Raw genomic sequence first — 23948 nt, 5'->3', positions numbered from 1 at the left:
CATGGCTGCGCATTCCGTATCGCCGCTGGCGCCCTCGCAATATCCCGAACTTCCGGCCATTGCCGGTCTGCAGCTGGCCGCAGGCCATACCGGCATGCGCTACAAGGGCCGCAACGACGTGGTGCTGATGGCATTCGATCGCGGCACCACGGCGGCCGGGCTGTTCACGCGCTCGACCATGCCCGGCGCGCCGGTGGAATGGTGCCGCAAGATCCTTCCGCGGGGCGCCGCCCGGGCGCTGGTTGTGAATGCCGGCATCGCCAATGTTTTCACCGGCAAGGCCGGCCAGCAGGCCGTGAAGACGACCGCCGATGGCGCCGCCCGGGCGCTCGGCTGCAGGAGCAATGAGGTTTACCTCGCCTCCACCGGTGTGATCGGCCAGATCCTGCCGGCAGAGAAGATCGTCGCCCAGCTGCCGAAGCTGAAGGCGGCGCTGTCCGGCACCAGCTGGATGGATGCCGCCCGGGCGATCATGACCACCGATACATTCCCGAAGCTGGCCACCGCCACCTGCGAGATCGACGGCAAAACGGTCACCATCAACGGCATATGCAAGGGGTCCGGCATGATCGCGCCGGACATGGCGACCATGCTGGCCTTCATCGCCACCGATGCGAAGCTGCCGGCCAACACCCTGCAGGCGCTGCTGAAATCCGCCAACAACCAGAGCTTCAACTGCCTGACGGTGGATGGCGATACCTCGACCTCCGATACCGTGCTGCTGTTTGCCACCGGCAAGGCCGGGAACACGCCGTACGAGAAGGCGACCGACCGCAGGCTGGCCGATTTCCGCCGCGCGCTGGTCCAGGTCATGGCTGAACTGGCGCAGCTGATCGCCCGTGACGGCGAGGGCGCGCAGAAGCTGGTGACGATCCGGGTCACCGGAGCGAAGAACGACACCTCGGCCCGCATCATCGCCCGCGCGATCGCGAATTCGCCGCTGGTGAAGACGGCGATCGCCGGCGCGGATGCCAACTGGGGCCGCATCGTGATGGCCGTGGGCAAGACCGCCGAGCCGGCCGACCGCGACAGGCTGGTCATCAGGATCGGCGGCAAGCCGGTCACCGCGCGCGGCATGGTCCGACCCGATCACGACGAAGCTTTCGCCACAAAGCATTTCAGGGGTCGCGACGTGCGGATCGACGTGGATGTCGCCGTCGGCAAAGGCGCAGCCACCGTCTGGACCTGCGACCTGACCCATGGCTACATCGACATCAATGCCGACTACCGGAGCTGACGATCCGCTCTGCCCCGGCGATGCCGCGGCGCTGCTGGCACCAAAGCCGGTCGTTCTGGTTGTCGCCGTCGCTCTGGTCGACCCCGACAACCGCGTCCTGCTGACGCAGCGGCCGGAAGGCAAGGCGCTGGCCGGAATGTGGGAATTTCCCGGCGGCAAGGTCGAGCCCGGCGAAACGCCGGAAGCAGCCCTGCTGCGCGAACTGCACGAAGAGCTGCATCTCGACATCAGCGCCGCCTGCCTCGCGCCGTTCGCCTTCGCGAGCCACGCCTACGAGAGCTTCCATCTGCTGATGCCGCTTTACGTCTGCCGCCGCTGGGCCGGACAACCGCAGCCGCGCGAGGGCCAGGCCATGAAATGGGTCCGGCCGAGCCGGATGCGCGAGCTCGAGATGCCGCCGGCCGATCTTCCCCTGGTCGCCCAGCTGCGCGACCTGCTCAGCTAGGACAGGTCGCGGTCCAGCACGCCTTCCGCGAACTGCGCGGCGAATTCCGGCGACGGCGGGATCGGCTTGATCACATCGATCAGGATGCCGTTGGGATCGGCAACAATGAAATGCCGCTGCCCGAAGGCCTCGTCCCGCAGGGGTAGCCTGATATCGAGCTTCGCTTCCCTGGCCAGCGCGTATTCGTCATCCACATCCTCGACCTCGAAATTGATCAGGATGCCCTGGCTGGGCTTGCGGAAACCCTCGGGGATGGTTTCGTGCCGGTAATCCAGAATGGCGAGATTGACGCCGGGATCCGCGGTGCTGGTGAGATGGACATACCAGTCGCTGGCGAAGGCCGGCGCGAAGCGGAAATGCCGCTGGTAGAAGGCCGCGGTCCCGGTGACGTCGGCCGTGCAGATCACCGGGTAATACTGGGTCAGCTTCATGACGGGCCTCCTGTTTGGCACTATCGGGGCATTCGACTCGCTGCTGGACGGCCGGCAGCGAACACAGTTATATAAACATACAGGCTGTATGTATGCAACAGAAGAGACAGACCAAGGCCGAGAAACATGCCGCGACCCGTGCCGCGCTGCTCGGAATCGCGCGGACGCTTTTTGCCTCAACAGGTTACGCTGAGACCGGCACCGAAGATGTCGTCAAACAGGCGGGCGTGACCCGCGGCGCCCTCTACTACCATTTTGCCGACAAGAGGGCCCTGTTCGAGGCCGTGGTCGAGCAGGAGGCGGCCTTGATCCTCGCCGCCATCGAGGAAGCCGCCGGCAAGGCGAAATCTCCGCTGGATGCCCTGATCAGAGGAAGCGCGGCTTTTCTCGACGCCTGTCTCGAGCCGGGCACGCGTCGCATCTTCCTGCTCGATGCGCCTTCGGTGATTGGCTGGCAGCGCTGGCGCGAGATCGATGCGCAATACGGCAGCGGCTCTCTGCGTCGCGGCGTCGATGCCGCGCTGGAGGACCTGCCGGCGGCGAGGCGCCTCTCCGCTGAAGCGCTGACCTACCTGCTCACCGGCGCGATGAACGAAGCGGCACTCTGGCTGGCGGAGGCGAAAAACCCGGTGCAGGCGCGCATGGCGGCCGATGCCGCACTCAACCGCATCCTGGAACTGCTGTTCAAACCGTGATCAGCGCAGCGGCCGGTCGCCGCGCGACCGTTCCTCCGTGCCGAGCGCCTGGGCCAGACTGGTTTTCGCACTGCCCGGCCGCAGCGGCTTCTGCTGGCTTTCGTGCGGATACCAGCCGGTCAGCATGACGATCTCGAACGTCGCCGGGATGCGCCCGTCCGGTCCGGCGAACCGCTGCTGATAGAGTTCAGCCATACGGAACAGGGTGGCGCGGCGGGTGAAGCTGCGGCGGCGGCCCGCGGTCGCATTCGTCTCGCCCATGCCGCGCAGATCGCGCATAAGCCGGAAGGCATCGGCATAGGTGACGGTGAGCTTCTCGTTGTCGGCCACGGGCAGGGCAAAGCCGGCGCGCTGCAGCAGCGCCGCGCCATCCAGCGTCTCGGCCATGGGAGACACGCGCGGCGATGCGCCGCCCTCCAGCTCGGCCTCCGCGGCGAGCCAGCATTGCCGCAGCTCGCTCAGGGTGGCACCGCCGAACATGGCACCGAGGAAGAGGCCGTCGGGCTTCAGCGCCTGGCGGATCTGGATCAGCGCGCCGGGCAGATCGTTGATCCAGTGCAGGTTCAGCAGTGCGATGACCAGATCGAAGCGATTGCCGCCGAAGGGCAGAAACTCTTCATCGGCCACCACATGCCGGCTGCCCTGCCCCACCATATCCGCGGAGACCAGCGTCTCGATGCCGCCGCGCCCTTTCAGATGCGGCTGCAGCCATTCCGCCGTACAGCCCTGCACCAGCGCCAGCGGGAAGCTGCGCCGGATATCGTCGAGCCGGTCCAGCAGCCGTTCGGCCGCGGCGGCGCGGAGAAAATCGAACTCGTCGCCGAAGCGGGCGGCGCGTTCGCGCTGCCGCCGCTTCACGGCCCGATCGAAAACAAGATGGCTGTCTGACATGGCCGCTTTATCGCATGCGTCCCCGCCGGACGCCATGCGCCCGGCTCAATCCAGGGTATCCTGCCAGGCGACGATCAGTTCCTCGGCGCGGGCGCGGATCTTTTTGGCGCCGCGGCCGGGCTTGTAGAGCCACGAGCCGATGCCGAAACCCGCCGCCCCCGCCTTGCGCCATCCGGCGAAATCCCCGGCAGCAATGCCGCCCACCGGCAGGACCGGGACCAGCGGCGGCAGTACCGCGCGCAGGCTGCGCAGGACGGCGGGAGAATAGGCCTCGGCGGGGAACAGCTTCAGCCCGTCGGCTTCGGCGGCGATCATGCTGAAGGCCTCGGTCGGCGTGGCGATGCCGGGAATGGCGATCATGCCCAGCACCTTGGCCTTATGCACGATATTCACGTCGGCATGGGGGGTGACCACAAGATGGCCACCGGCCTGCACGACATGCTTTACTGCCAGCGGATCGATCACCGTGCCTGCCCCGATCAGCGCGCGATCGCCGAAATGTTTCGAGAGTGCGGCGATGCTGGCAAAGGGATCCGGCGAGTTGAGCGGCACCTCGATGATGCGGAAGCCGGCCTTGTAGAGGATGGTGCCGACGGCGACCGCGTCTTCCGGCGGCAGGCCGCGCAGAATAGCGATCAGCGGGCATTCCGAAAGCCAGGCAGACAGGTCCTTCATGCGCGTTCTCCCGCCAGCAGGCAGCCGATACGATACAGGCCTCTCGCCGCAGCATGCTCCGGTGCGATCTCCGCCGCAATCCCGAGATGCCGGAAAGCCAGGCGATAGCGTCCAGCGAGATCGGATGCACCAATGATGCGCACACTCCCGCCCGGCCAATGACTGCTGCGCAGCTCGTGGCCGATCAGCAGACCGGAGAAATAGTCCGGCGCCGCTTCGGCGGCGAGTTCGTCGAACAGCCGTTGCGTGCGGATGCCGAACAGGTGATGCAGCAGTCCGCCGGCCGTGCCAGAACGCGCAACGCCTTCACGGAACGCCGCCTCATCGGACGGGCCCGGCTCGCGCGGCAGCATCGCCGCAATGAGACCATGCTGGCGCAGATGGGCAAAAACCTCACCGGTCATGCTGGTGGCGAAACGCTCGATGCGGCCGCCGCGGACAATGACGTGCTTCGAATGCGTTCCCGGCAGGCAGAAGACCGCATCCTCGCCGTCATTCTCCAGCGCGCCGAAAATCTGAACCTCCTCGCCGCGCATGACGTCGGGCAGACCATCAGCCGTGCGGCAGGTCAGTCCCGGCACGATGAAGGCTTTGCCGCTCTCCGTCTCGACGGGGCAGAGCTTCGGCACGAGATCGGCAATGGCTGCCGGACAGTCGCCATAGGGGGCTTCGCGCCAGCCCTGCCGGCTGCCGACCATGCCGGAGAGCAGCAGCATTTCGCCGGGTCGCTTCAGCCAGTCACCGATTTCCTCACGCAGGACCCGGGGATAGTCCTCCGGTTTCAGCGCCATGATCCCGCGCGGCGCCGTCCGGGTGTCCAGGATGTCGCCGTCATCAGCCAGCAGATAGGCGCGGAAGCCGCTGCTGCCCCAGTCGATGCCGATCATGACGACGCCGGCCGGCGCGCATCAGGCCGGCAGCCGGCGCCCGCTATCCGCGTCGAAAAGATGGACCCGGTCGACCTGCGGCATCAGATGCACCGTGCCGCCGGGCTCGAAGCCATGGCGCTCGGTGAAGACGCCGCAAAGCTGGGCACCAGCCAGTTCGGCATAGACGAAGGTGTTGGCGCCCGTCGGCTCCACCACGCCGACCCTGACCGGCAATCCGTCCTGACCCGCCGGCGACAGATGTTCGGGGCGGATGCCGTACACCACCGGCTGGCCGTCCTGGCCTGCCGCATTATTCCCCAGCGGCAGTTCGATCCCGGCGTCGGTGGCGACCCAGCTGCGCCCGTTATTCTTGCGCAGCGTGCCGCGCAGCAGATTGATCGCCGGCGAGCCGATGAAGCCGGCCACGAAGAGATTGGCCGGGCTGTCATACAGCTCGATCGGCGTGCCGATCTGCTCAACGATGCCGTCATGCATCACGACGATGCGGTCGGCCATGGTCATCGCCTCGATCTGGTCATGGGTGACGTAGATCGACGTCGTACGCAGCTGCTGGTGCAGCGCCTTGATCTCGGTGCGCATCTGCACGCGCAGCTTGGCATCGAGGTTGCTGAGCGGCTCGTCGAACAGGAAGACCTGCGGATCGCGCACGATGGCACGGCCCATCGCCACGCGCTGCCGCTGACCGCCGGAAAGCTGCTTCGGATAGCGGTCCAGATAGGTTTCCAGGCCGAGGATGCCGGCCGCCTTCTTCACGCGTTCCTCAATGACGGAGCGTTCGGCGCCGCGCAGCTTCAGCGAGAAAGCCATGTTCTCGCGCACCGTCATATGCGGATAGAGCGCGTAATTCTGGAACACCATGGCGATGTCGCGGTCCTTCGGCGGGATCTCGTTCACCACCGTATTGCCGATCCGGATCACGCCGCCGGAGATCGCCTCCAGCCCGGCAATCATGCGCAGCAGGGTGGATTTGCCGCAGCCCGAAGGGCCGACCAGAACCACGAACTCGCCGTCGGAAATCGCAATGTCGATGCCGTGGATGACTTCCAGGGCGCCGTAGCTCTTCCGCACATTCTCTGCACTCACGCTCGCCATCGTCTACTCCCTGTCGTTTATTCTTATTGGATCGCTGAAGGCCGTCAGCCTTCGACCAGTTGCCTGATGCGGGCGAACATCTCGTCGACCGCCTGCTCCGGAGGGACCTTGTCCTGGAGGACACGGGACATCGCGCGGCTCCAGACATTCTCGGCGTTCACCGCCGCGAACCTGTGATTGTAAACGAACTGGAACGGCACGGTGGGCTGCTGGACGAACCGGTCATGGACGGCCCTGCGATGCAGGTCCGCCTGCCAGAAGGGGCTTTCCGCCCCCTCCTTCATCACCGGAAACCAGCGGCCGCCTGCGCTTTCGGTACAGGGCGTCAGATTTTCCGGCTGCAGCAGGAAGGCCAGAAATTCCTTTGCCCGTCCCTTGTTCGGCGCATCGGCGAAAACCACGGCCAGCTTGGTCGAAACCAGGCCCGGCAGCGGCTTGCCATCCGGCCTGTTGGGCCAGCCGGCCGTGCGGATCAGATCCTCATAGGCCTTCGTCGCCTGCGCCCGGGCAGCCCCGTCCGCGGCGCTCCGCATGTCCTCGAGGTATTTGCCCGCCAGCGACAGACCCGCGTCATACGTCATCACCGTCGTCCTGCCGTGGAAGGCGGCATCATTGGCCCCGTCCTTCCACGACAGCGAGCCCGGCGGCGTGCAGCCCTTCTGGACGATATCTGTGTAATCCTTCAGCGCCGCCGCCATGTTCGCCCGGATCTTCGCGTCGCCGACCAGCAGCTTGCCAGTCGCGTCGACCGGCGAGGCGTCGTAGGCAGTGACATAGGTCAGAAAGCTGAACATCGTGTCCGAGGCTTCGACCGATGCGGGATGCCCAATGCCGTAGACCCGCTTTCCCCGGGCGCGCAAAGCCGGCTGCACCTTGTCGCACCAGAAGGACCAATAGCCCTTCCAGTCCGCCGGAATGTCGCTTTCCTGGAACCCGGCTTCCTGCAGCATGTCGGCCCAGTAGGTCGGCTGGATGGTCTGCTGGAAGATCGGCAGGCCGTAATAGCCGCGCCGGCCATCGGGCCCGGCCAGATGGGCACGCTCCGCCACGCCGGGCAGGAAGCTGTCCTTCAGCGGCTCGACGATATCGTTCAGGTTCTCAAGCTTGCCTTCCGCTGCCCATCGGCCGGCCGTCCGTGAATCATAGGCCCAGCCGAAGCCGACATCCGGCGGGTTTCCGGCATCAACCGCGGCAACGGATCGCATGACGATCTCTTCGGCGTCGAACCGGCCGAGTTCGATCCTGACGCCGGTCCTCTGCTGGAAACGCCCGATCACCTGATCCAGCGCCGCATCCTCGGCGGGGGAGACGCCCTTGTTGAACCAGACGACCAGCTTTTCCTGCGCAGAAGCCGCCGGCGCGCCGGCCATGACCGCGCCCGCCAGCAACAGCGCCAGCGCTTTACGCATATCCATTCCTCCCTGGCGGGCCGTGAGCGGCGGCCCGAGGATCGTTCTGCGGCATCTCATATATCAGCTTAGTTGCCCGACCTTCCGGTGCCAAGGACCAATGCAGGCCCCGCTGCAGGCGGGGCCGTGCATGGTCGATGCAACTGCGCCGTGCCCGGATCAGTGGTTGTTCCGGGGCACGCCGTGGGTAGCATCAACGCGCTGGTAATTCACCGCGAAATCGAGACAGCCGCCATCGGAGAGCTGTCCGACATAGCGGCGGTGCAGCTCCTGCCAGGGCGTGGCATTGGTCAGTGCCGGCGCCTTCCATTCCTTCCGCCGACGCTGCAGTTCCTCGTCGGAGATCAGGATGTCGGCGCTGCGCTTGCGCAGGTCGATCCGCACGCGATCACCGGTCTGCAGCAACGCCAGACCGCCGCCGACCGCTGCCTCGGGCGAGGCATTCAAGATCGAGGGGCTGGCCGAGGTGCCGCTCTGCCGGCCATCGCCGACGCAGGGCAGCAGCGTGACGCCCTCTTTCACCAGCCGGTCGGGCGGCAGCATGTTCACCACTTCGGCGCCGCCCGGATAGCCGACCGGGCCGCAATAGCGGATGAACAGGATGCTGTTCTCGTCGATCGGCAGCGAGGGATCGTTGATCCGATGGTGATAATCCTCCGGCCCGTCGAAGACGATGGCGGTTCCCTCGAAAGCGTCGGGATCACCCGGCCGCTGCAGATACTTCTCGCGAAAATCGGCCGAGATCACCGAGGTCTTCATCACGGCGGAGTCGAACAGTGTGCCGGAGAGCACGGCAAAGCCGGCTTCATTGAGCAGCGGCTGGTCGTAGGCGCGGATCACCTTCCGGTCGACCTCGCCCACATCGCGCAGGTTCTCGGCCATGGTGCGGCCGTTGATGGTGAGCGCGTCGCCGTGCAGCTTGCCGGCCTGCAGCAGCTCCTTCAGCACCGCGGGCACCCCGCCGGCGCGGTGGAAGCTCTCGCCCAGATACTCGCCCGCCGGCATGCAGTTGACCAGCAGCGGAATGCTGTAGCCGATGCGATCCCAGTCCCTGATATCGAGCTCGACGCCGATATGCCGCGCGATGGCATTGATATGCGGCGGGCAGTTGGTGGAAGCGCCAAGCGCGGATGCGGCGACGATGGCATTCTCGAAGGCTTTGCGAGTCAGGATCTTCGACGGCCGCAGATCCTCGCGTACGATCTCCACCGCGCGCCGGCCGGTCTCGTAAGCGATCTGGCCGCGCTCACGATAGGGTGCCGGAATGGCGGCACAGCCGGGCAGCGACATACCGAGCGCCTCGGCCAGGCTGTTCATCGACAGCGCGGTGCCCATGGTGTTGCAGTGGCCGGCACTGGGTGCCGAGGACGCGACCATCTCGAGGAATTCGTCATAGTTGATCTTGCCGCCGGCCAGCAGTTCGCGGGCATGCCAGACCACCGTGCCCGAGCCGGCCAGCTTGCCCTGATACCAGCCGTCCAGCATCGGCCCGCCCGACAGCACGATGGCCGGAATGTCCACCGTGGCGGCCGCCATCAGCATCGCCGGCGTGGTCTTGTCGCAGCCCGTGGTCAGCACCACGCCGTCGATCGGATAGCCGTGCAGCAGTTCCACCAGAGTCATGTAGGAGAGATTGCGGTCCAGCGCCGCGGTCGGACGCCGCCCGGTTTCCTGGATCGGATGGGTCGGAAATTCCATCGGCACGCCGCCGGCCGCGATGATGCCGTCACGCACCCGCTTGGCCAGCTCGAGATGGTGCCGGTTGCAGGGCGAGAGATCGCTGCCCGACTGCGCGATGCCGATGATCGGTTTATCGCTGCGCAGTTCGCCGAGCGTCAGACCGAAATTGAGGTAACGTTCCAGATACAGGGCGGTCATGCCCGGATCGTTGGGGTTATCGAACCACTCGCGGCTGCGCAGCCTTTTGATCTTCTTCTCGGCCATGATTTCCCTCCTTCAGTCCTGCGTGCGGCGCCGTTGCTCCCGGTGCATCACGAATAATCCGCTGCCGACGATGATCGCCGCGCCCAGCAGCATCAGCGGCGTCGGCGTATCGGCAAAGAACAGCCACCCGAGCAGGATCGCCCAGAGCAGCGAGGTATAGGTATAGGGCACCACCACCGTGGCCGGCGCCAGCCGGAGCGCCTGGTTCATGCACATATGCGCCAGCGTCGCCACGACGCCGATCAGCGCGAGATAGCCCGTTTCCACCCAGCCGATCGCCGCCCAGCCCCAGGGCAGGCTGATAAGGCCGGCCGCGCCGACCGCCAGCGTGTGGTAGACGATCAGCGACAGGGCGCTTGCCGCCCGCAGATGCCGCGTCGCGATCATGGTCAGCGCATAGGCGGTGCTGCCCGCCAGCGCGATCAGCGCTGCCGCGGTGAAGACGCCCGCTTCGGGCTGCAGGACCAGCAGCACGCCGATGAAGCCGACGGCCACCGCAATGCCGCGGCGCCAGCCGATCCGCTCGCCCAGCAGCGGAATCGCCAGCACGGCCACGAAGATCGGCGTCGCCTGGTAGACGGCCATCACGTCGGCCAGCGGCAGGTGACGGACCGCGAGATAGAAGCAGGCGACCTCGGCAACGATCAGGACAAGCCGCAGCGCGTGGCGGCCCGGCTGGGCGAGGACGAAAACCTCGCGCCAGCCGGCACGCTGGATCGCCGGCGCCAGCATCACGAAAGCCGCAACCGAGCGGATGAAGAGCAGCTGCCCCACGGCGACGCTCGCCACCATCCACTTGCCCAGGGCATCGTTGAAGGTGAACAGGGCCGTGCCCAGCAGCATGAAAGCGATGCCGCGCCAGTGTTCGGCCGCAGCTGTTTCGGAAGACATGCGCGGCAGGCTGCCTTCAACCACTCCGGCGCTCCCGGCCGCGTGCCTGTTCCTGCAGCAGGATCTGGTAGTCGCGCGAAGCGGCGCGGATATGGACGCCGAGCAGGTTCAGCGCCTTGGTCTTTTCGCGCGCCCGCAGCAGCTTGACGATGTTCTGGTGCTCGGTAAGGGAATCCTGGACCGTGCGGTGCTTGGAGGTGACGCTGGCGCGCAGGGCCTGGATCTTCATTTCCAGCTGCTGGTGCGCGAGCGTGAGAAAGCGGTTGCCGGCGCGCTCGAGGATGTGGCGGTGATATTCGGTATCGAGCCGGCGGTATCCCGGCATGTCGTTGTCGGCGACCGCCTTTTCCATGCGGCGGACATTCTGTTCCAGCGCCGCGACCAGACCGGTCTCGTCGTTATGCAGCGCGTCGCGCAGCGCAGCGCTCTCGAGGATCACGCGATACTGGCAGAGTTCGGACGCCTCTTCCGGCGCCATCGAGAAGACGAAGCTGCCGCGCTGCGGCTGGATGTCGACCAGGCCCTCGAGCTTGAGCTGCAGCAGGGCCTCACGCACCGGCGTCTTGCTGATGCCCAGCTGGGCTGCCAGGACATTCTCCGACAGCGCCTCGCCCAGCATCAATTCGCCGTTGATGATCCTGCCGCGGACATGTTCCTTGACGAGTTCGGTTAGCGACTTCGGACGCTCGATGCGCGTCGCGCGAGCCGCGGAGGTCTTCGGCATGGCCGGCAAGCCTTCTTGATTGTTGTGAGCCCAACCTAGCAGGCGCCCCGGAGTGCCTCAAGTTAATATCTGATATGTCAGTGGCCTTGCCCGGCCCCGCGCCCCGGGTTAGGTAAGGATGCAGGAGGGACGCCGGACCATGAAACTCGACATCCTCTGCCTCGGCGAGGCCATGGTGGAGTTCAACCAGACGGGCGGGCCGAACAGCGACCAGTATCTGCGCGGCTTCGGCGGCGACACGTCCAACTGCGCCATCGCCGCTTCCCGGCAGGGCGCGAGAACCGGCTACTGCACCCTGCTGGGCCGCGATCCCTTCGGCGACCTGCTGCTGGACCTGTGGAAGAGCGAGGGCGTGGCGACCGACGGCGTGGGCCGGCACGACAGCGCACCGACGGGGATCTATTTCGTGACCCATACCGACAAGGGCCACGCCTTCACCTACTACCGCAAGGGCTCCGCCGCCAGCCGGATGACCCCGGCCGACCTGCCGGTATCGCTGCTGCAGGACACCGCCATGCTGCATGTCTCGGGCATCAGCCTCGCGATCAGCCCTGAAATGCGCGAGACGGTGATGACCGCCATCGACATCATGCGCAAGGCCGGCCGCAAGGTGTCCTTCGACACCAACCTGCGGCTCAAGCTCTGGTCGGCGGACGAGGCCCGCCCCCACGTCGATGCCGCGCTCGCCCTGAGCGACATCGCCATCCCCAGCCTCGAGGATTCCACCGCCCTGACGGGACTGGACGATCCCGTCGCCATCCTGGACCTCTATCGCGGCCGCGGCATTCCTCTGGTGGTGCTGAAATGCGGCGCCGCCGGCGTCATGGTCGCCGATGCCGGCGGGCGCTGGCGCATCGCCGGCCACAAGGTGCCGACCGTCGACGCCACCGGCGCGGGCGACTGCTTCGACGGCGCCTTCCTGGCCGAGATCGTGCGCGGCGCCTCGCCGCTGGAAGCCGCGGCCTATGCCAATGCGGCGGCGGCGCTTACCACCATCGGCTACGGCGCCGTGGCGCCGATCCCGCGCCGCGCCGCCGTGGAAGCCTTCTTCCGCTCCATGGGCCGGGCCGAGCCAGAACCCGTCTAGCCCGAATAGGCGCGCACCGCCTGCTTCTGCTCGCCGAGGCCGGCGACGCCGAGGTGAATCGTGTCGCCCGGCTTGAGATAGACCGGAGGCTTCTGCCCCATGCCCACGCCCGGCGGCGTGCCGGTTGAGATGATGTCGCCCGGCTGCAGCGACATGAACTGGCTGAGATAGCTCACCAGGTAGCGCACGCCATAGACCATGGTCTTCGTCGAGCCGTTCTGGAAGCGATGCCCGTTCACGTCGCAGAACATCGCGAGGTCCTGCGGATCGGGCACCTCGTCGGCCGTCACCAGCCAGGGACCGATCGGACCGAAGCTGTCGGCACTCTTGCCCTTGGTCCACTGGCCATGGCGCTCGGTCTGGAAGGCGCGCTCCGACACGTCGTTGACCACGCAGTAGCCGGCGATATGCTTCATCGCATCCTGCTCGGAGACGTAGCGCGCCACCGAGCCGATCACCACGCCCAGTTCGACTTCCCAGTCGGTCTTCACCGAGTTCTTGGGGATGATCACGTCGTCATTCGGCCCGGTGATCGCCGAAGTCGCCTTCATGAAGATGATCGGCTCGGGCGGCACGGTGGCGCCGGTCTCGGCGGCATGGTCGGAATAGTTCAGGCCGATGCAGATGAACTTGCCGACGCCGGCAACGCAGGGCCCCAGGCGCGGATTGCCCGAAACTGCCGGCAGCTTCGCCGGATCCAGCGCCTTCAGCCGGGCAAGGCCGTCCGGCGAAAGAACCTCTCCGCCGATGTCCGGCACCACGCCGGACAGGTCGCGCAGCACGCCGTTGCCATCCAGCAGACCCGGCTTTTCCTGGCCTGCCGGCCCGTAACGCAGAAGCTTCATCGCGATGTCTCCCGATCTGTTACAGCGACCAGCCGCCGTCGATGACGTGGATGGCGCCGGTTGTGAAGGCGGATTCGTCGGAGGCGAGATAGACCGCCAGCGCCGCGATCTCCTCGGGGGTGCCCAGGCGCCCCAGCGGCTGCCGCGCCACGAAGGCCGCGCGCGCCTGGTCGGCCCCACCCGCGGCAGCGGCCTGCGCGGCGATGCGGTCATCCAGCGATGGCGTCTGGATGGTGCCCGGACAGATCGCGTTGCAGCGGATGCCCTGCCGGATGAAATCCGCCGCGATCGCCTTGGTCATGCCGATCACGGCGGCCTTGGTGGCGCCATAGACGAAACGGTTCGGCGCGCCTTTCACCGACGATGCCGCCGAGGACATATTGATGATCGAGCCGCCGCGGCCGGATTGCAGCATGGCCGGCAGGAAGGCTTTGGCCATGCGGTACATCGACCGCACGTTGAGGTCGAAGGAAAATTCCCAGTCCTTCTCCTCGCATTCCAGAATGGTGCCGTGATGGACGAAGCCGGCGCAGTTGAACAGCACGTCGACCGCGCCGGTCTCGGCGGCGAAATCCGCAATCGCCCTGGGATCGAGGACGTCGAGCCGCCGCGTTCTGATGTTCGGCAGGCTCTGCAGTTCCTTCAGCCTGGCTTCATTGATGTCGGTCGCGATTACGGTCGCGCCCTCACTGGCGAAGGCGATGGCGGATGCGCGCCCGATTCCCTGCGCTGCCGCCGTCACGATTGCGGTCTTGCCGCTCAGTCTCATTCCCGTCTCCCTGTCAGGTCACCGCCGCCGCGAAATCGTGCGGCACAGAATGTCGATACAGTACCTTCGGCCGCTCCGGGCAGCCTGGAGGTCGATTCGGACAGTGTGTCATGCATCCGGCGGGGGAAGTGCACAGCCGCCGACCGCGCCGTTCCGTGCGTGAAGCGGCATCCGCGGCCATGTTTCCTCCCATCTGATATATCAGTGCCAAACTCTACCGGCTTTGCCCCGAACTGGCTAGCCATGCGAAGGGAGATTGCCCAAGCCTGCTGCCGGGTCGATAATGCCGACGGGGCGGGAAACGGAAGGATCGGACGATGATCAAGAAACTTGCCCTGGCTTTCGCCATCGTGGTCGTCGCGCTCGCAGGCGCGGCCTATTACTTCGCTTCCAATCTGGACAGCCTGGTCAAGGCGGCCATCGAGCGCTACGGATCGGAAGCGACCCAGGCGCGCGTCAGCCTGAAATCGGTTGAACTCTCGCCGACCTCCGGCACCGGCAGGCTGCAGGGCCTGACGGTCGGCAATCCCAAGGGCTTTGCCACCTCGGAAGCGATCTCGCTGGGCGACATCCGCGTCTCGCTGGACATTTCCACGCTGCAGTCGAACCCGATCGTGATCAAGGAAGTCCTGATTACCCAGCCGGCCGTCACCTATGAATATGCCGGCAGCGGCAGCAATCTCGAAACGCTGCAGAAGAACGTGCAGGCCTATGCGGCGCGATTCGGCGGCGGACAATCCGCCTCCGGCGGCAGCCAGGGCACCGCGCCAGCCGGCAAGACCGACGCGGCGGCGGAGCGCAAGGTCGTCATCGAGCGCCTGCTGGTGACCGATGGCAAGATCGGCATCAGCCATGCCGCCCTGCAGGGCCGGACGCTTTCCTCCCCACTGCCGACGATCGAGCTGAAGAACATCGGCAAGGACAAGGGCGGCGCCAGCCCGGCGGAGGTCGCCGACAGGGTGATCGGCACGATTTCCGCCCAGGCGTCCCGCGTGGCCACTTCAGACCTGCAGAAGCAGCTCGGCACCCTGCTGAAGGACCAGGCCGGCAATATCGGTGGCGCTGCCGGCGGCGCCGCGGAAAAGCTCAAGGGCCTGCTCGGAAAATAGGCGCGGCCGGCCGTCGCCGGGACCGGACGTCTGCACTAACATTCCAGACGCCCGGTCTCCCGCTGTTTAGTCTGGCTGCATGATTTCTCCTCTCTGGCGCAATGCGCTCGCCGGCCTGTGCGCCCTGCTGCTCGGCATCGGCTTTGCCCGCTTCGGCTACACGCCGCTGATCCCGGTGCTGATCGAGCATGACTGGCTGAGCGCCAGCGACGCGGCCTATCTCGGCGCCACCAATCTCGCCGGCTATGTTGCCGGCAGCCTGCTGGCGGCCAGCCTCGCGCGTCTGGTCCCGATCGCCCGCCTCACCCGGGCGGCGATGGCGGTAACCGCCTTCACCCTGCTCGCCTGCGCCCTGCCCTGGGGCTTCGTCTGGTTCGCGCCCTGGCGTTTTTTGGCCGGCTTCACCGGGGGCCTGCTGATGGTGGGCGCCATTCCGCTGGTGCTGACCCGTGTGGCGCCGGAACAGCGCGGCCGAGCGAACGGCATCGTCTTCACCGGGGTCGGCCTCGGCATCATCAGTTCCGGCACGCTGGTGCCGGCGCTCGCCGGCTTCGGCCCGGCGCCGATCTGGCTCGGCATGGCCATCGCCGCCGTCCTGCTGACCCTGCTGACCTGGCGGCAATGGGGCGAGGAGCCGCCGCAATCCGCCGCACAGGCCGGACCATCCGGCCGCATCCTGACCTGGCCGGTGGCACTGCTGCTGGTGGCCTATCTCCTCGATGCGGCCGGCTTCGTGCCGCATACCGTCTTCTGGGCCGACTACATTGCGCGCGGCCTCGGCCGCGGTGCCGGCACCGGCGCCTTCTTCTGGATCTTCTTCGGCTTCGGCGCCCTGGCCGGTCCCTTCCTCGCCGGCATGATCGCCGAGCGCTTCAGCTTCTATCGCAGCATGGTGGCGCTGCTTGGGGTCAAATCCGCGGCCGTGGCGATCCCGCTGGTTTCGCAGCACAGCGTCGCCCTGGCCGCTTCCGCACTGATCGTCGGCGCGCTGACGCCGGGCATCTCGGCGCTGGCTTCGGGCCGCGTTGCCGAACTGGGCGGACTGCAGGCCCATCGACAGGTCTGGGGCTGGATGACCGGCGGCTGGGCGATCTCCTCGGCTGCCGTCGGCTATCTGCTGTCCTTCCTCTTCGACCGGACCCAGTCCTACGATCTGCTCTTCGCCTTCGGTGCCGCCGGGCTGGCGCTGTCGATGCTGTTCGCCGCTTTCGCCCGCAATCCCCGCCACAGCTGACGTGTGACGAAATTATCCGCCGGCGGCCCTTGCAAGGTATATTATAATTAACTAAATTAGAATTTACTAATATAAAGGATGCCATGAAGACCGGAGATCTCGAACGCCTCAGGGCCAGTGCGGCGGAAGCCAGCAACTTCCTGCAGGCCATTTCGAACGAGAAACGCCTGCTGGTGCTCTGCCATCTGATGGGCGGAGAACGGTCGGTCGGCAGCCTGGCTGACCTTGTCGGGCTCAGCCAGTCGGCGCTGTCGCAGCATCTCACGCGCCTGCGGGCCGACGGCATGGTGGCCACCCGCCGGGAGGGACAAACCGTCTACTACCGGCTGGCGGATCCGCGTGTCGAGGCGGTGATTAGCCTCCTTTACGAGCAGTTTTGCAGACCCAAACGGAGCAGTACCCGATGAATGCCTTTTCCCGGATCGAACCGCACGAGCTGCATCAGCGGATGCAGAAAGGCGATATCGTCCTGATCGATATCCGTGAGCCTTCGGAATATGCGCGCGAACACATCACTGGCGCGCGGCTGGTGCCGCTCGGCGCCATAGACAGCCACGATTTCGACGCGGAACGCGGCAAGGCCGTCGTATTCACCTGCCGCAGCGGGAACCGCACCGCAATGCATGCCACGCGACTGCTGGCAAAGGGATTCCGCGAGGCTTACGTCCTTGCCGGCGGCATCGACGGCTGGAAGAAGGCCGGACTGCCGGTCCATTTCAATCCGAAGGCGCCGCTCGATCTCCAGCGCCAGGTACAGATCGCGGCGGGGTCTCTCGCCCTGCTCGGCGCCGTGCTGGCCTGGCTGGTCTCGCCCTGGTTCATCCTTCTGAGCGGCTTCGTCGGCGCCGGGCTGATGATGGCCGGCATCACCGGCTTCTGCGGCCTGGCGCGGCTGCTTGCGGTCATGCCGTGGAACCGCCGCTTCCTCTGCGCGTAGTGAGAATGACATGAAACCCGATGTCGCCGCCTTCTTCGACGAAGACACCTTCACGGTGTCCTACGTGGTGGCCGATCCGGCCACCCGCCGCTGCGCGGTGGTCGATTCCGTGCTCGATTTCGATCCGGCTTCGGGCCGCACCCGGAAAACCTCGGCCGACGAGATCATCCGGCATATCCGCAACAGCGGTCTGGAGCTGGAATGGATCCTGGAGACCCATGTGCATGCCGACCACCTGTCGGCTGCTCCCTATATCCAGCAGCAGCTCGGCGGCAGGCTCGGCATCGGCTTCAACATCACGGTGGTGCAGGAAACCTTCGGCAGAGTCTTCAATGCCGGCACGGACTTCGCGCGCGACGGCCGCCAGTTCGACCATCTCTTCCGCGACAACGAGGCATTCCGCATCGGCAGCATCGATGCCAGGGCGCTCCATACGCCGGGGCATACGCCGGCCTGCATGACCTATGTGATCGGCGACGCCGCCTTCATCGGTGACACGCTGTTCATGCCCGATTACGGCACCGCACGCTGCGATTTCCCCGGCGGCGATGCCCGCGAGCTCTACCGGTCAATCCAGCGCATCTTCGCCCTGCCGCCGGAAACGCGCCTGTTCCTGTGCCACGACTACAAGGCGCCCGGCCGCGACGAATACCGCTGGGAGACCACGGTGGCGGAACAGCGCGCCCGGAATATCCATGTGCATGACGGCGTTTCGGAGGAGGCGTTCGTCGCCATGCGCACCGGCCGGGACGCGACACTGCCAATGCCGCGGCTGATCCTGCCCTCCGTGCAGGTGAACATGCGGGCGGGCCGGCTGCCGCCGGCGGAGGATAACGGCATCCGCTATCTCAAGCTGCCCGTCGACGCCCTCTGACCGTGATGGGATCGCTTCCCGCATTGCAGCCGGCGCTGGCCGTGGCGTCCGGTTCGGTGGTGGGCTTCGCCCTTGCCCTGGTCGGCGGCGGCGGTTCCATCCTCGCGGTGCCCGCCCTGCTCTATGTCGTCGGCATTGGCAGCACGCATCTCGCCATCGGGACCAGCGCGCTGGCGGTTGCCGCCAATGCCTTCGCCAATCTGGCGCAGCATGCCCGCCGCGGCACGGTCAAATGGCCATGCGCCGCCGTCTTCGCCGCATCCGGCATCCTCGGCGCCGCCGCCGGCTCCACGCTCGGCAAGCTGGCGGATGGTCGCCTGCTGCAGATCGCCTTTGCCGGCGTAATGATCGTCATCGGCGCCGCCATGCTGCGCCCCCGCGCGGCGGACGGCGATCCCGCCGTGCGGATCGACCGCCGCATTGCCCTGCGCCTTGCCGCGCTGGGCATGGCGACCGGTCTGGCCAGCGGCTTCTTCGGCATCGGCGGCGGTTTCCTGATCGTGCCCGGCCTGATGTTCGGCAGCGGCATGGCGATCCTCAATGCGATCGGCTCCTCGCTGTTCGCAGTCGGCAGTTTCGGCCTCACCACCGCGACCAATTACGCGCTGTCCGGACTCGTCGACTGGCCGATCGCCGGCTGGTTCATCGCCGGCGGCATTCTCGGCGGCCTGGCCGGAACGCGGCTCGCCCATGCGGCGGCCACGCGGAAGGGCCTGCTCAACCGGATCTTTGCCGGCGTGATCTTCGCCGTTGCCGCTTACATGATCTGGCGCGCCGTCTAGCCACCGTAGAGCCAGGCATTGCCCTCATAGGCCTGTTCCGGCGTGCGGCCGGCGAGTGCCTGGTTGCGCAGTTCGCGCACCGGCCCGGCGGCGTGATAGAAGTCGCCGTAGACCCGCGCCATCACCTGCACCCGCGCCGTGCGCAGGTAGCGCTCCTTCTGGTAGGCGACGAAGGCGCGTTCGGGATCGTTGCGCGATGCCGCCAGGTGATCGGCCAGGCAGACGGCATCCTCGATCGCCATGCAGGCGCCCTGGGCCAGATACTGCAGCATCGGATGCGCCGCATCGCCCAGCAGCGTGACGCGGCCCCTCGTCCACTCCGCCACCGGCTCGCGGTCGCACAGCACCCACATGCGCCAGGATTCGATCTTGCCCAGCAGGTTCATCACCTGCGGCTGCTGGTTGGCGAAACGCTCGGCCAGTTCCTCGGGGTCGCCGAAGCTGTTCCAGCCTTCCTCGTAGCGGTTGCTGTGGAAGACGGCGACGAGATTGTACAGCTCGCCGCGGCGCAGAGGGTAATGCACCAGATGCGTCTTCGGCCCGGCCCACAGCACGACGTTGTTTTCATACTGCCCGTCCGGGACGTCACCCGCCGGCAGCACGGCGCGGTAGGCGATGTGGCCTGAAACGCGCGGCTTGCCATCGCCGACGATCTGCTCGCGGAAGGAGGACCACAGGCCGTCGCAGGCGATGATGCTGTCCCCGTCGATGCGCTCGCCGTCGGCCAGGGTCACGCTCACGCCGGTCCCGTCATCGCGATGTCCCGTCACCTTGGCATTGTTGCGCAGGGTGACCAGCGGCTGCGCCTGGCAGGCCCGCAGCAGCGTCGTATGCAGGTCGGCGCGATGGGTGACGGCATAGGGCATGCCGAATCGGGCATGCAGGCGCTCGCCGGCCGGCATGCGGGTGACCTCCTCGCCGGTCAGCGCATCGCGCATGATCAGGTTGTCTGGAAATACCGCATCGGCCTCGATCGCCCGGCGGATGCCGAGCCGCTCGAAGCGCCGGAAGACATTCGGCCCGAGCTGGATGCCGGCGCCGACCTCGCGGAATTCGGCGGATTGCTCCAGCAGGACGGAACGGATGCCCTTGAGCGAAAGGGCCAGTGCCGCCGCAAGCCCGCCGATACCCCCGCCCACGATGATGACCGGACGATCTGCCATCTCTGCCTCCCTGCACGGCTCTGCCGGCCGCTCATTGATCCGTTTGCAGATTATATCGGTTAGTCAAGAAAATTATTACGCATTTCGCGCATCCCGCGAATCGGACGCCGCATTTGACAGACCTTACACCGCATCGAATGATCGACTTTAGTCGAAGACTCGGCGGCCGTCAGAATGCCGCCGCATGGGCTGCACGAACTCAATCGGAGGGGATTATGGCACAAGCAGAGGGCGGCTTTCTGTCGCGCTGGAAACTCAGGACCGACGGCGGCGTGATCGCCCCCGACGAAAGGCTGCCCATGGGGCAGACCATCATCGCCGGCCTGCAGCATGTGGTGGCGATGTTCGGCGCTACCGCGCTGGCGCCGATCCTGATGGGCTTCGACCCCAATGTGTCGATCTTCTTCTCGGGCGTCTCGACGCTGATCTTCTTTTTCGTCACCGGCGGCAAGGTGCCGAGCTATCTCGGCTCGAGCTTCGCCTTCATCGCGGTGGTAATCGCCGCCTCCTCCTATGCCGGCTCCGGGCCCAACCCGAACATTCCGGTGGCGCTCGGCGGCATCATCGCCGCCGGCGCGGTCTATGCGCTGATTGGCCTGATCGTCATGAAGATCGGCCATGGCTGGGTCGAGACGCTGATGCCGCCGGTAGTGACCGGCGCCATCGTCGCGGTGATCGGCCTCAACCTCGCGCCGATCGCCGTGAAGGGTGTCAGCGGCAGCGGCTTCGACGCCTTCATCGGTCTGCTTACCGTGGTGGCCGTCGGCCTTGTCGCGGTGCGCCTGCCCGGCATGCTGGGCCGCCTGCCGATCCTGCTCGGCGGCCTCGTCGCCTATGTCGTCTATGCGATCTGCGCCAACGGCCTGGGCTGGGGCAAGCCGATCGACTTCTCCGGCGTCGCCAGCGCCGACTGGGTCGGCCTGCCGAACTTCGTCGCCCCGGTCTTCGAGGTCGGCGCCATGGCGCTGATCGCGCCGGTGGCGATCATCCTGGTGGCGGAAAACCTCGGCCATGTGAAGGCGATCGGCGTGATGACCGGCCGCAACCTCGATCCGTATCTGGGCCGCGCCTTCCTCGGCGACGGCATCGCGACGATGCTGTCGGGCGCCGGCGGCGGCACCGGCATGACGACCTATGCGGAAAACATGGGCGTGATGGCGGTGACCCGGGTCTTCTCGACCCTGCTGTTCATCGTCGCGGCCCTGTTCGCCATCCTGCTCGGCTTCTCGCCCAAGTTCGGCGCGCTGATCCAGACCATCCCCGGCCCGGTGCTGGGCGGCCTGGCGCTGGTGGTGTTCGGCCTGATCTCGGCCACTGCCGGCCGCATCTGGGTGGAGAACAACGTCGACTTCTCGAACGCGCGCAATCTGATCACGGTCGGCGTCGCGCTCACCATCGGCGCGGGCGACCTGGCGCTGAATTTCGGCGGCTTCACCCTGGGCGGGATTGGCACCGCCACGTTCGGCGCGATCATCCTGTACCAGATCCTGCGCGAAAGAACCTGACGCCAGGCTGAAGGACGGCAATGCAGCGGGCGGGAGGCAACTCCCGCCCGTTTTCCTTTTGGGTATGCTACTGGGCGGTCGGCAGCGGCGCCGCGGCGGCGGCGTTGTGGACCAGCTGCGTCACCGGTGCTGCGAATTCCTCCGGCTCGTCCTCGAACGGCTCGGCCTCGCCCATCACCACCATGTCCGGCCTCGGCGCCGGCGGCTCTGGCTTCGCCTTCGGCACCACCTGCTTCTGCAGCAGGGCCGAGGCGACCGAGACGGCCTCCTCCAGATCCACGCCGAGCGTGGTCATGTATTTCCGCGTCTCCGGCGGCAGCGGCTGCTCCTCGCGCAGATGCGCCTCGAAGCGCGCCGGGCCGGCATTGTAGGCGGCAAACAGGCCGGGCCAGCCGAAGCGGTCGTACATCGCCCGCAGATAGGCGGCGCCGGCCAGAATGTTGTCGCGCGGATCATGGGGATCGGGCCCCAGCCGGTGCTCGTCGCGCATTTTCGCGTAGGTGTCGGGCATCACCTGCATCAGCCCGAGCGCGCCGGCCGGCGAGGTGATCGGCCGCCCCCGCAGCATGGTGCGGCCGCTGCTTTCCGCCTGCATCACGGCGCGGATCCATTCCGCCGGCAGGTCGAAGCGCTCGGAGGCTTCCGCGATATGCGCCTGCCACGGATCGGCCTCGGGGGAGATGGTACGGATGACCGCCTTCTCGAAACCCTGTCCCTGATGCGAATGCGCACCCCGGGGGAGGGCCGCGGCGGCCACGGGGCTCGTGGCGTAGAGCATCATTAGGGCGAGAAGGTCCATGACGGAGAAACCCGCCGGACGCCGCCTGGTCGCCCCGACCACGGAAAAATCACCGTCTTCCACCGGCGCATTCGCCCTGCCGGTCCGCCCTGCGACCCCTCGCCGCAGGAAATATTGATCTTGGTCAAGGACCTAGCACAGCCGCTCCGGCAGGATCGCTGCAGCCGCCTCCCCATGACGGCTCTCGCAAGCAAATCACAACGGAGCTTTTTTCATGCGTACCGGATTGCCTACCCTTGCAGCGGCGGGCGCCGCCCTGCTGCTTTCCACCGCGCTCACCGCCCCCGCCGCCCTCGCCCAGGAGGGCAAGTCCGCCGGCGACATCATGGTCCGCGCCCGCGTGATCGGCCTGCTGCCCGACGAGGATTCGACCGTCTCGGTGATCGGCGGCAAGGCCAATGTGAGCAACGCCTATACCGGCGAACTCGACTTCACCTATTTCTTCACCGACAACATCGCCGCCGAGCTGATCGCCGCGACGACCAAGCACAAGACCTCGGTGCGCGGCAGCGCCGCCGGCAATGTCGGCCTGGGCGATGTCTGGCTGCTGCCGCCGACCCTGACGGCGCAGTACCACTTCGCGCCCAAGGCCGCCTTCAGCCCCTATGTGGGTGCCGGCCTGACCTACGCCATCTTCTACAATGAGGATGCCGGCGCCGGCCTGCGCAGCGTGAAGTATGACGATGCGCTCGGCTATGCCCTGCAGGTCGGCTTCGATTACCGGCTGAGCAACAACTGGTACTTCAATGCCGACGTGAAGAAGATCTTCCTCAGCACCGACGTCGACGTGGTCACCAGCACCGGCACCGCCGTCCATGCGGATGCCGATCTCGACCCCTGGGTGGTCGGCATCGGGCTCGGCTACAAGTTCTGAGCCGCTGCGACCGCAGCGTCGCGATTCCGGCCGGCTCCGGGGAGCATACGCCCCGGGGCCGGCGCCTTGCGGCACCGCCGGAATATCGGGCAAGTCACTGAAAAGATGGCGCACCCGACAAGATTCGAACTTGTGACCTCTGCCTTCGGAGGGCAGCGCTCTATCCAGCTGAGCTACGGGTGCCTGGCCGGGGGCGGACCTTAGCGACCAGCCCGCCCCGATGCAAGGCCGACCGGCCGGTGCGCCATACCGCTCCTGTCGCGCTCCATCGTGTCAATTGCAGGTCTATCTGCGCCTATCTGCGGCTTATCTGCGCTTAAGTTAACCCTGCTTCGGCCTATTCCTGCTTATTCCACCCTGTTTCTGCTTACTCCTGTCTCAATGTCCTTCCGGCGCCGCGACGAAACCTGGTCAGCCGCAGCCATCCGGTGCCCCCGGCGAGGACGGCCGGGTGCTCAGATTTGATTCGTTACGAGTGGGTACGCTGTACTCTGAGCGTTACCCGCCATCGGATTGTCCCGTGACTGCAGGGCCCGGCGGGCGCTCACAGGGAGAATAAACAAAAAGAGAACATTCGGCAAGCAGAATATGCAGAATACTGCTGTATTCCACTGCTTGTCCCCGCATCCCAACGTGAGGAATCCCT

General features: G+C 66.5%; 25 protein-coding genes and 1 tRNA gene. 12 read left to right on the top strand and 14 right to left on the bottom strand.

Annotated features, from left to right (window positions below):
- The first annotated feature begins 1 nt into the window (after position 1).
- Positions 2 to 1237, top strand: a complete 1236-nt coding sequence (gene argJ, locus VKZ87_RS03500) for a bifunctional glutamate N-acetyltransferase/amino-acid acetyltransferase ArgJ (RefSeq protein ID WP_324219863.1) — start codon at positions 2 to 4, stop codon at positions 1235 to 1237.
- On the top strand, positions 1218 to 1682 hold the full coding sequence (locus tag VKZ87_RS03495; RefSeq protein WP_324219862.1) for a (deoxy)nucleoside triphosphate pyrophosphohydrolase: 465 nt from the start codon (positions 1218 to 1220) through the stop codon (positions 1680 to 1682). The genes argJ and VKZ87_RS03495 overlap by 20 nt, the downstream gene beginning before the upstream one ends.
- Here the strand turns inward: VKZ87_RS03495 and VKZ87_RS03490 are convergent.
- On the bottom strand, positions 1679 to 2113 hold the full coding sequence (locus VKZ87_RS03490; RefSeq protein WP_324219861.1) for a VOC family protein: 435 nt from the start codon (positions 2111 to 2113) through the stop codon (positions 1679 to 1681). The two genes, VKZ87_RS03495 and VKZ87_RS03490, sit on opposite strands and share 4 nt — an antisense overlap.
- Positions 2114 to 2205: 92 nt before the next feature.
- On the opposite strand from VKZ87_RS03490, the gene VKZ87_RS03485 reads away from it, so the two are divergent.
- Positions 2206 to 2808 (top strand): TetR/AcrR family transcriptional regulator, encoded by a 603-nt coding sequence (locus VKZ87_RS03485; RefSeq protein ID WP_324219860.1) that lies wholly within the window; start codon positions 2206 to 2208, stop codon positions 2806 to 2808.
- On the opposite strand, the gene VKZ87_RS03480 is transcribed toward VKZ87_RS03485, so the two are convergent.
- The 8 genes from VKZ87_RS03480 to VKZ87_RS03445 form a co-directional block, all read right to left on the bottom strand.
- Complete coding sequence (locus VKZ87_RS03480; RefSeq protein ID WP_324219859.1) at positions 2809 to 3699, bottom strand: methyltransferase domain-containing protein; 891 nt, start codon at positions 3697 to 3699, stop codon at positions 2809 to 2811.
- 45 nt (positions 3700 to 3744) lie between these two features.
- Positions 3745 to 4374: a 2-dehydro-3-deoxy-6-phosphogalactonate aldolase gene (locus VKZ87_RS03475; protein ID WP_324219858.1), complete on the bottom strand. Its 630-nt coding sequence runs from the start codon at positions 4372 to 4374 to the stop codon at positions 3745 to 3747.
- Positions 4371 to 5261, bottom strand: a complete 891-nt coding sequence (locus VKZ87_RS03470; RefSeq protein ID WP_324219857.1) for a 2-dehydro-3-deoxygalactonokinase — start codon at positions 5259 to 5261, stop codon at positions 4371 to 4373. Before VKZ87_RS03470 ends, VKZ87_RS03475 begins: the two co-directional genes overlap by 4 nt.
- A 21-nt stretch (positions 5262 to 5282) precedes the next feature.
- On the bottom strand, positions 5283 to 6356 hold the full coding sequence (locus VKZ87_RS03465; RefSeq protein ID WP_324219856.1) for a sn-glycerol-3-phosphate ABC transporter ATP-binding protein UgpC: 1074 nt from the start codon (positions 6354 to 6356) through the stop codon (positions 5283 to 5285).
- 44 nt (positions 6357 to 6400) lie between these two features.
- Positions 6401 to 7765 (bottom strand): ABC transporter substrate-binding protein, encoded by a 1365-nt coding sequence (locus VKZ87_RS03460; protein ID WP_324219855.1) that lies wholly within the window; start codon positions 7763 to 7765, stop codon positions 6401 to 6403.
- Between the two features lie 159 nt (positions 7766 to 7924).
- Positions 7925 to 9709 (bottom strand): IlvD/Edd family dehydratase, encoded by a 1785-nt coding sequence (locus VKZ87_RS03455; protein ID WP_324219854.1) that lies wholly within the window; start codon positions 9707 to 9709, stop codon positions 7925 to 7927.
- Positions 9710 to 9721: 12 nt separating this feature from the next.
- Positions 9722 to 10624 carry a DMT family transporter gene (locus VKZ87_RS03450; RefSeq protein ID WP_324219853.1) on the bottom strand — a complete coding sequence of 301 codons (903 nt, stop codon included), beginning with the start codon at positions 10622 to 10624 and terminating at the stop codon, positions 9722 to 9724.
- Entirely contained in the window at positions 10617 to 11324 is a 708-nt protein-coding gene (locus tag VKZ87_RS03445; RefSeq protein WP_324219852.1) for a GntR family transcriptional regulator, read from the bottom strand. The genes VKZ87_RS03450 and VKZ87_RS03445 overlap by 8 nt, the downstream gene beginning before the upstream one ends.
- 139 nt (positions 11325 to 11463) lie before the next feature.
- Here VKZ87_RS03445 and VKZ87_RS03440 point away from each other — a divergent pair, with 139 nt between their 5' ends.
- Positions 11464 to 12411, top strand: coding sequence for a sugar kinase (locus VKZ87_RS03440; protein ID WP_324219851.1), 948 nt, complete (start codon positions 11464 to 11466; stop codon positions 12409 to 12411).
- Here VKZ87_RS03440 and VKZ87_RS03435 read toward each other — a convergent pair.
- Together VKZ87_RS03435 and VKZ87_RS03430 are read right to left on the bottom strand one after the other, a co-directional pair.
- Positions 12408 to 13256 (bottom strand): fumarylacetoacetate hydrolase family protein, encoded by an 849-nt coding sequence (locus VKZ87_RS03435; protein WP_324219850.1) that lies wholly within the window; start codon positions 13254 to 13256, stop codon positions 12408 to 12410. The genes VKZ87_RS03440 and VKZ87_RS03435 overlap by 4 nt on opposite strands.
- Positions 13257 to 13275: 19 nt before the next feature.
- Positions 13276 to 14025 (bottom strand): SDR family oxidoreductase, encoded by a 750-nt coding sequence (locus VKZ87_RS03430; RefSeq protein ID WP_324219849.1) that lies wholly within the window; start codon positions 14023 to 14025, stop codon positions 13276 to 13278.
- A 317-nt stretch (positions 14026 to 14342) separates the two neighbouring features.
- Between VKZ87_RS03430 and VKZ87_RS03425 the strand changes: the two genes are divergently transcribed.
- The 6 genes from VKZ87_RS03425 (at position 14343) to VKZ87_RS03400 (ending at position 18961) form a co-directional block, all read left to right on the top strand.
- Complete coding sequence (locus VKZ87_RS03425) at positions 14343 to 15134, top strand: hypothetical protein (protein WP_324219848.1); 792 nt, start codon at positions 14343 to 14345, stop codon at positions 15132 to 15134.
- Positions 15135 to 15213: 79 nt separating this feature from the next.
- The gene (locus tag VKZ87_RS03420; RefSeq protein ID WP_324219847.1) at positions 15214 to 16368 is read left to right on the top strand and encodes a YbfB/YjiJ family MFS transporter; all 1155 of its coding nucleotides are present in this window, start codon (positions 15214 to 15216) and stop codon (positions 16366 to 16368) included.
- Between the two features lie 83 nt (positions 16369 to 16451).
- Entirely contained in the window at positions 16452 to 16775 is a 324-nt protein-coding gene (locus VKZ87_RS03415; RefSeq protein WP_324219846.1) for a metalloregulator ArsR/SmtB family transcription factor, read from the top strand.
- A complete protein-coding gene (locus VKZ87_RS03410; RefSeq protein WP_324219845.1) occupies positions 16772 to 17305 on the top strand; it encodes a rhodanese family protein in 534 nt (177 codons plus the stop codon). Before VKZ87_RS03415 ends, VKZ87_RS03410 begins: the two co-directional genes overlap by 4 nt.
- Before the next feature lie 10 nt (positions 17306 to 17315).
- Positions 17316 to 18179 (top strand): MBL fold metallo-hydrolase, encoded by an 864-nt coding sequence (locus VKZ87_RS03405; protein WP_324219844.1) that lies wholly within the window; start codon positions 17316 to 17318, stop codon positions 18177 to 18179.
- Between the two features lie 5 nt (positions 18180 to 18184).
- Positions 18185 to 18961 carry a sulfite exporter TauE/SafE family protein gene (locus tag VKZ87_RS03400; RefSeq protein WP_324219843.1) on the top strand — a complete coding sequence of 259 codons (777 nt, stop codon included), beginning with the start codon at positions 18185 to 18187 and terminating at the stop codon, positions 18959 to 18961.
- Here the strand turns inward: VKZ87_RS03400 and VKZ87_RS03395 are convergent.
- Positions 18958 to 20124, bottom strand: coding sequence for a 3-hydroxybenzoate 6-monooxygenase (locus VKZ87_RS03395; protein ID WP_324219842.1), 1167 nt, complete (start codon positions 20122 to 20124; stop codon positions 18958 to 18960). The genes VKZ87_RS03400 and VKZ87_RS03395 overlap by 4 nt on opposite strands.
- A 215-nt stretch (positions 20125 to 20339) precedes the next feature.
- Between VKZ87_RS03395 and VKZ87_RS03390 the strand changes: the two genes are divergently transcribed.
- The gene (locus VKZ87_RS03390; protein WP_324219841.1) at positions 20340 to 21629 is read left to right on the top strand and encodes a solute carrier family 23 protein; all 1290 of its coding nucleotides are present in this window, start codon (positions 20340 to 20342) and stop codon (positions 21627 to 21629) included.
- A 67-nt stretch (positions 21630 to 21696) separates the two neighbouring features.
- On the opposite strand, the gene VKZ87_RS03385 is transcribed toward VKZ87_RS03390, so the two are convergent.
- Positions 21697 to 22428, bottom strand: a complete 732-nt coding sequence (locus VKZ87_RS03385) for a lytic transglycosylase domain-containing protein (protein WP_324219840.1) — start codon at positions 22426 to 22428, stop codon at positions 21697 to 21699.
- A gap of 214 nt (positions 22429 to 22642) precedes the next feature.
- Between VKZ87_RS03385 and VKZ87_RS03380 the strand changes: the two genes are divergently transcribed.
- Positions 22643 to 23302, top strand: coding sequence for an OmpW/AlkL family protein (locus VKZ87_RS03380; protein WP_324219839.1), 660 nt, complete (start codon positions 22643 to 22645; stop codon positions 23300 to 23302).
- Between the two features lie 106 nt (positions 23303 to 23408).
- Here the strand turns inward: VKZ87_RS03380 and VKZ87_RS03375 are convergent.
- Positions 23409 to 23485, bottom strand: a tRNA-Arg gene (locus VKZ87_RS03375).
- Positions 23486 to 23948: the final 463 nt, after the last annotated feature.

The organism is Ferrovibrio sp. (assembly GCF_035304305.1).
In the GTDB taxonomy this organism is placed as follows: Bacteria; Pseudomonadota; Alphaproteobacteria; order Ferrovibrionales; family Ferrovibrionaceae; genus Ferrovibrio.
Note: the sequence above shows the minus strand (reverse complement) of the source record. Positions and strands in the feature narration are given on the sequence as shown.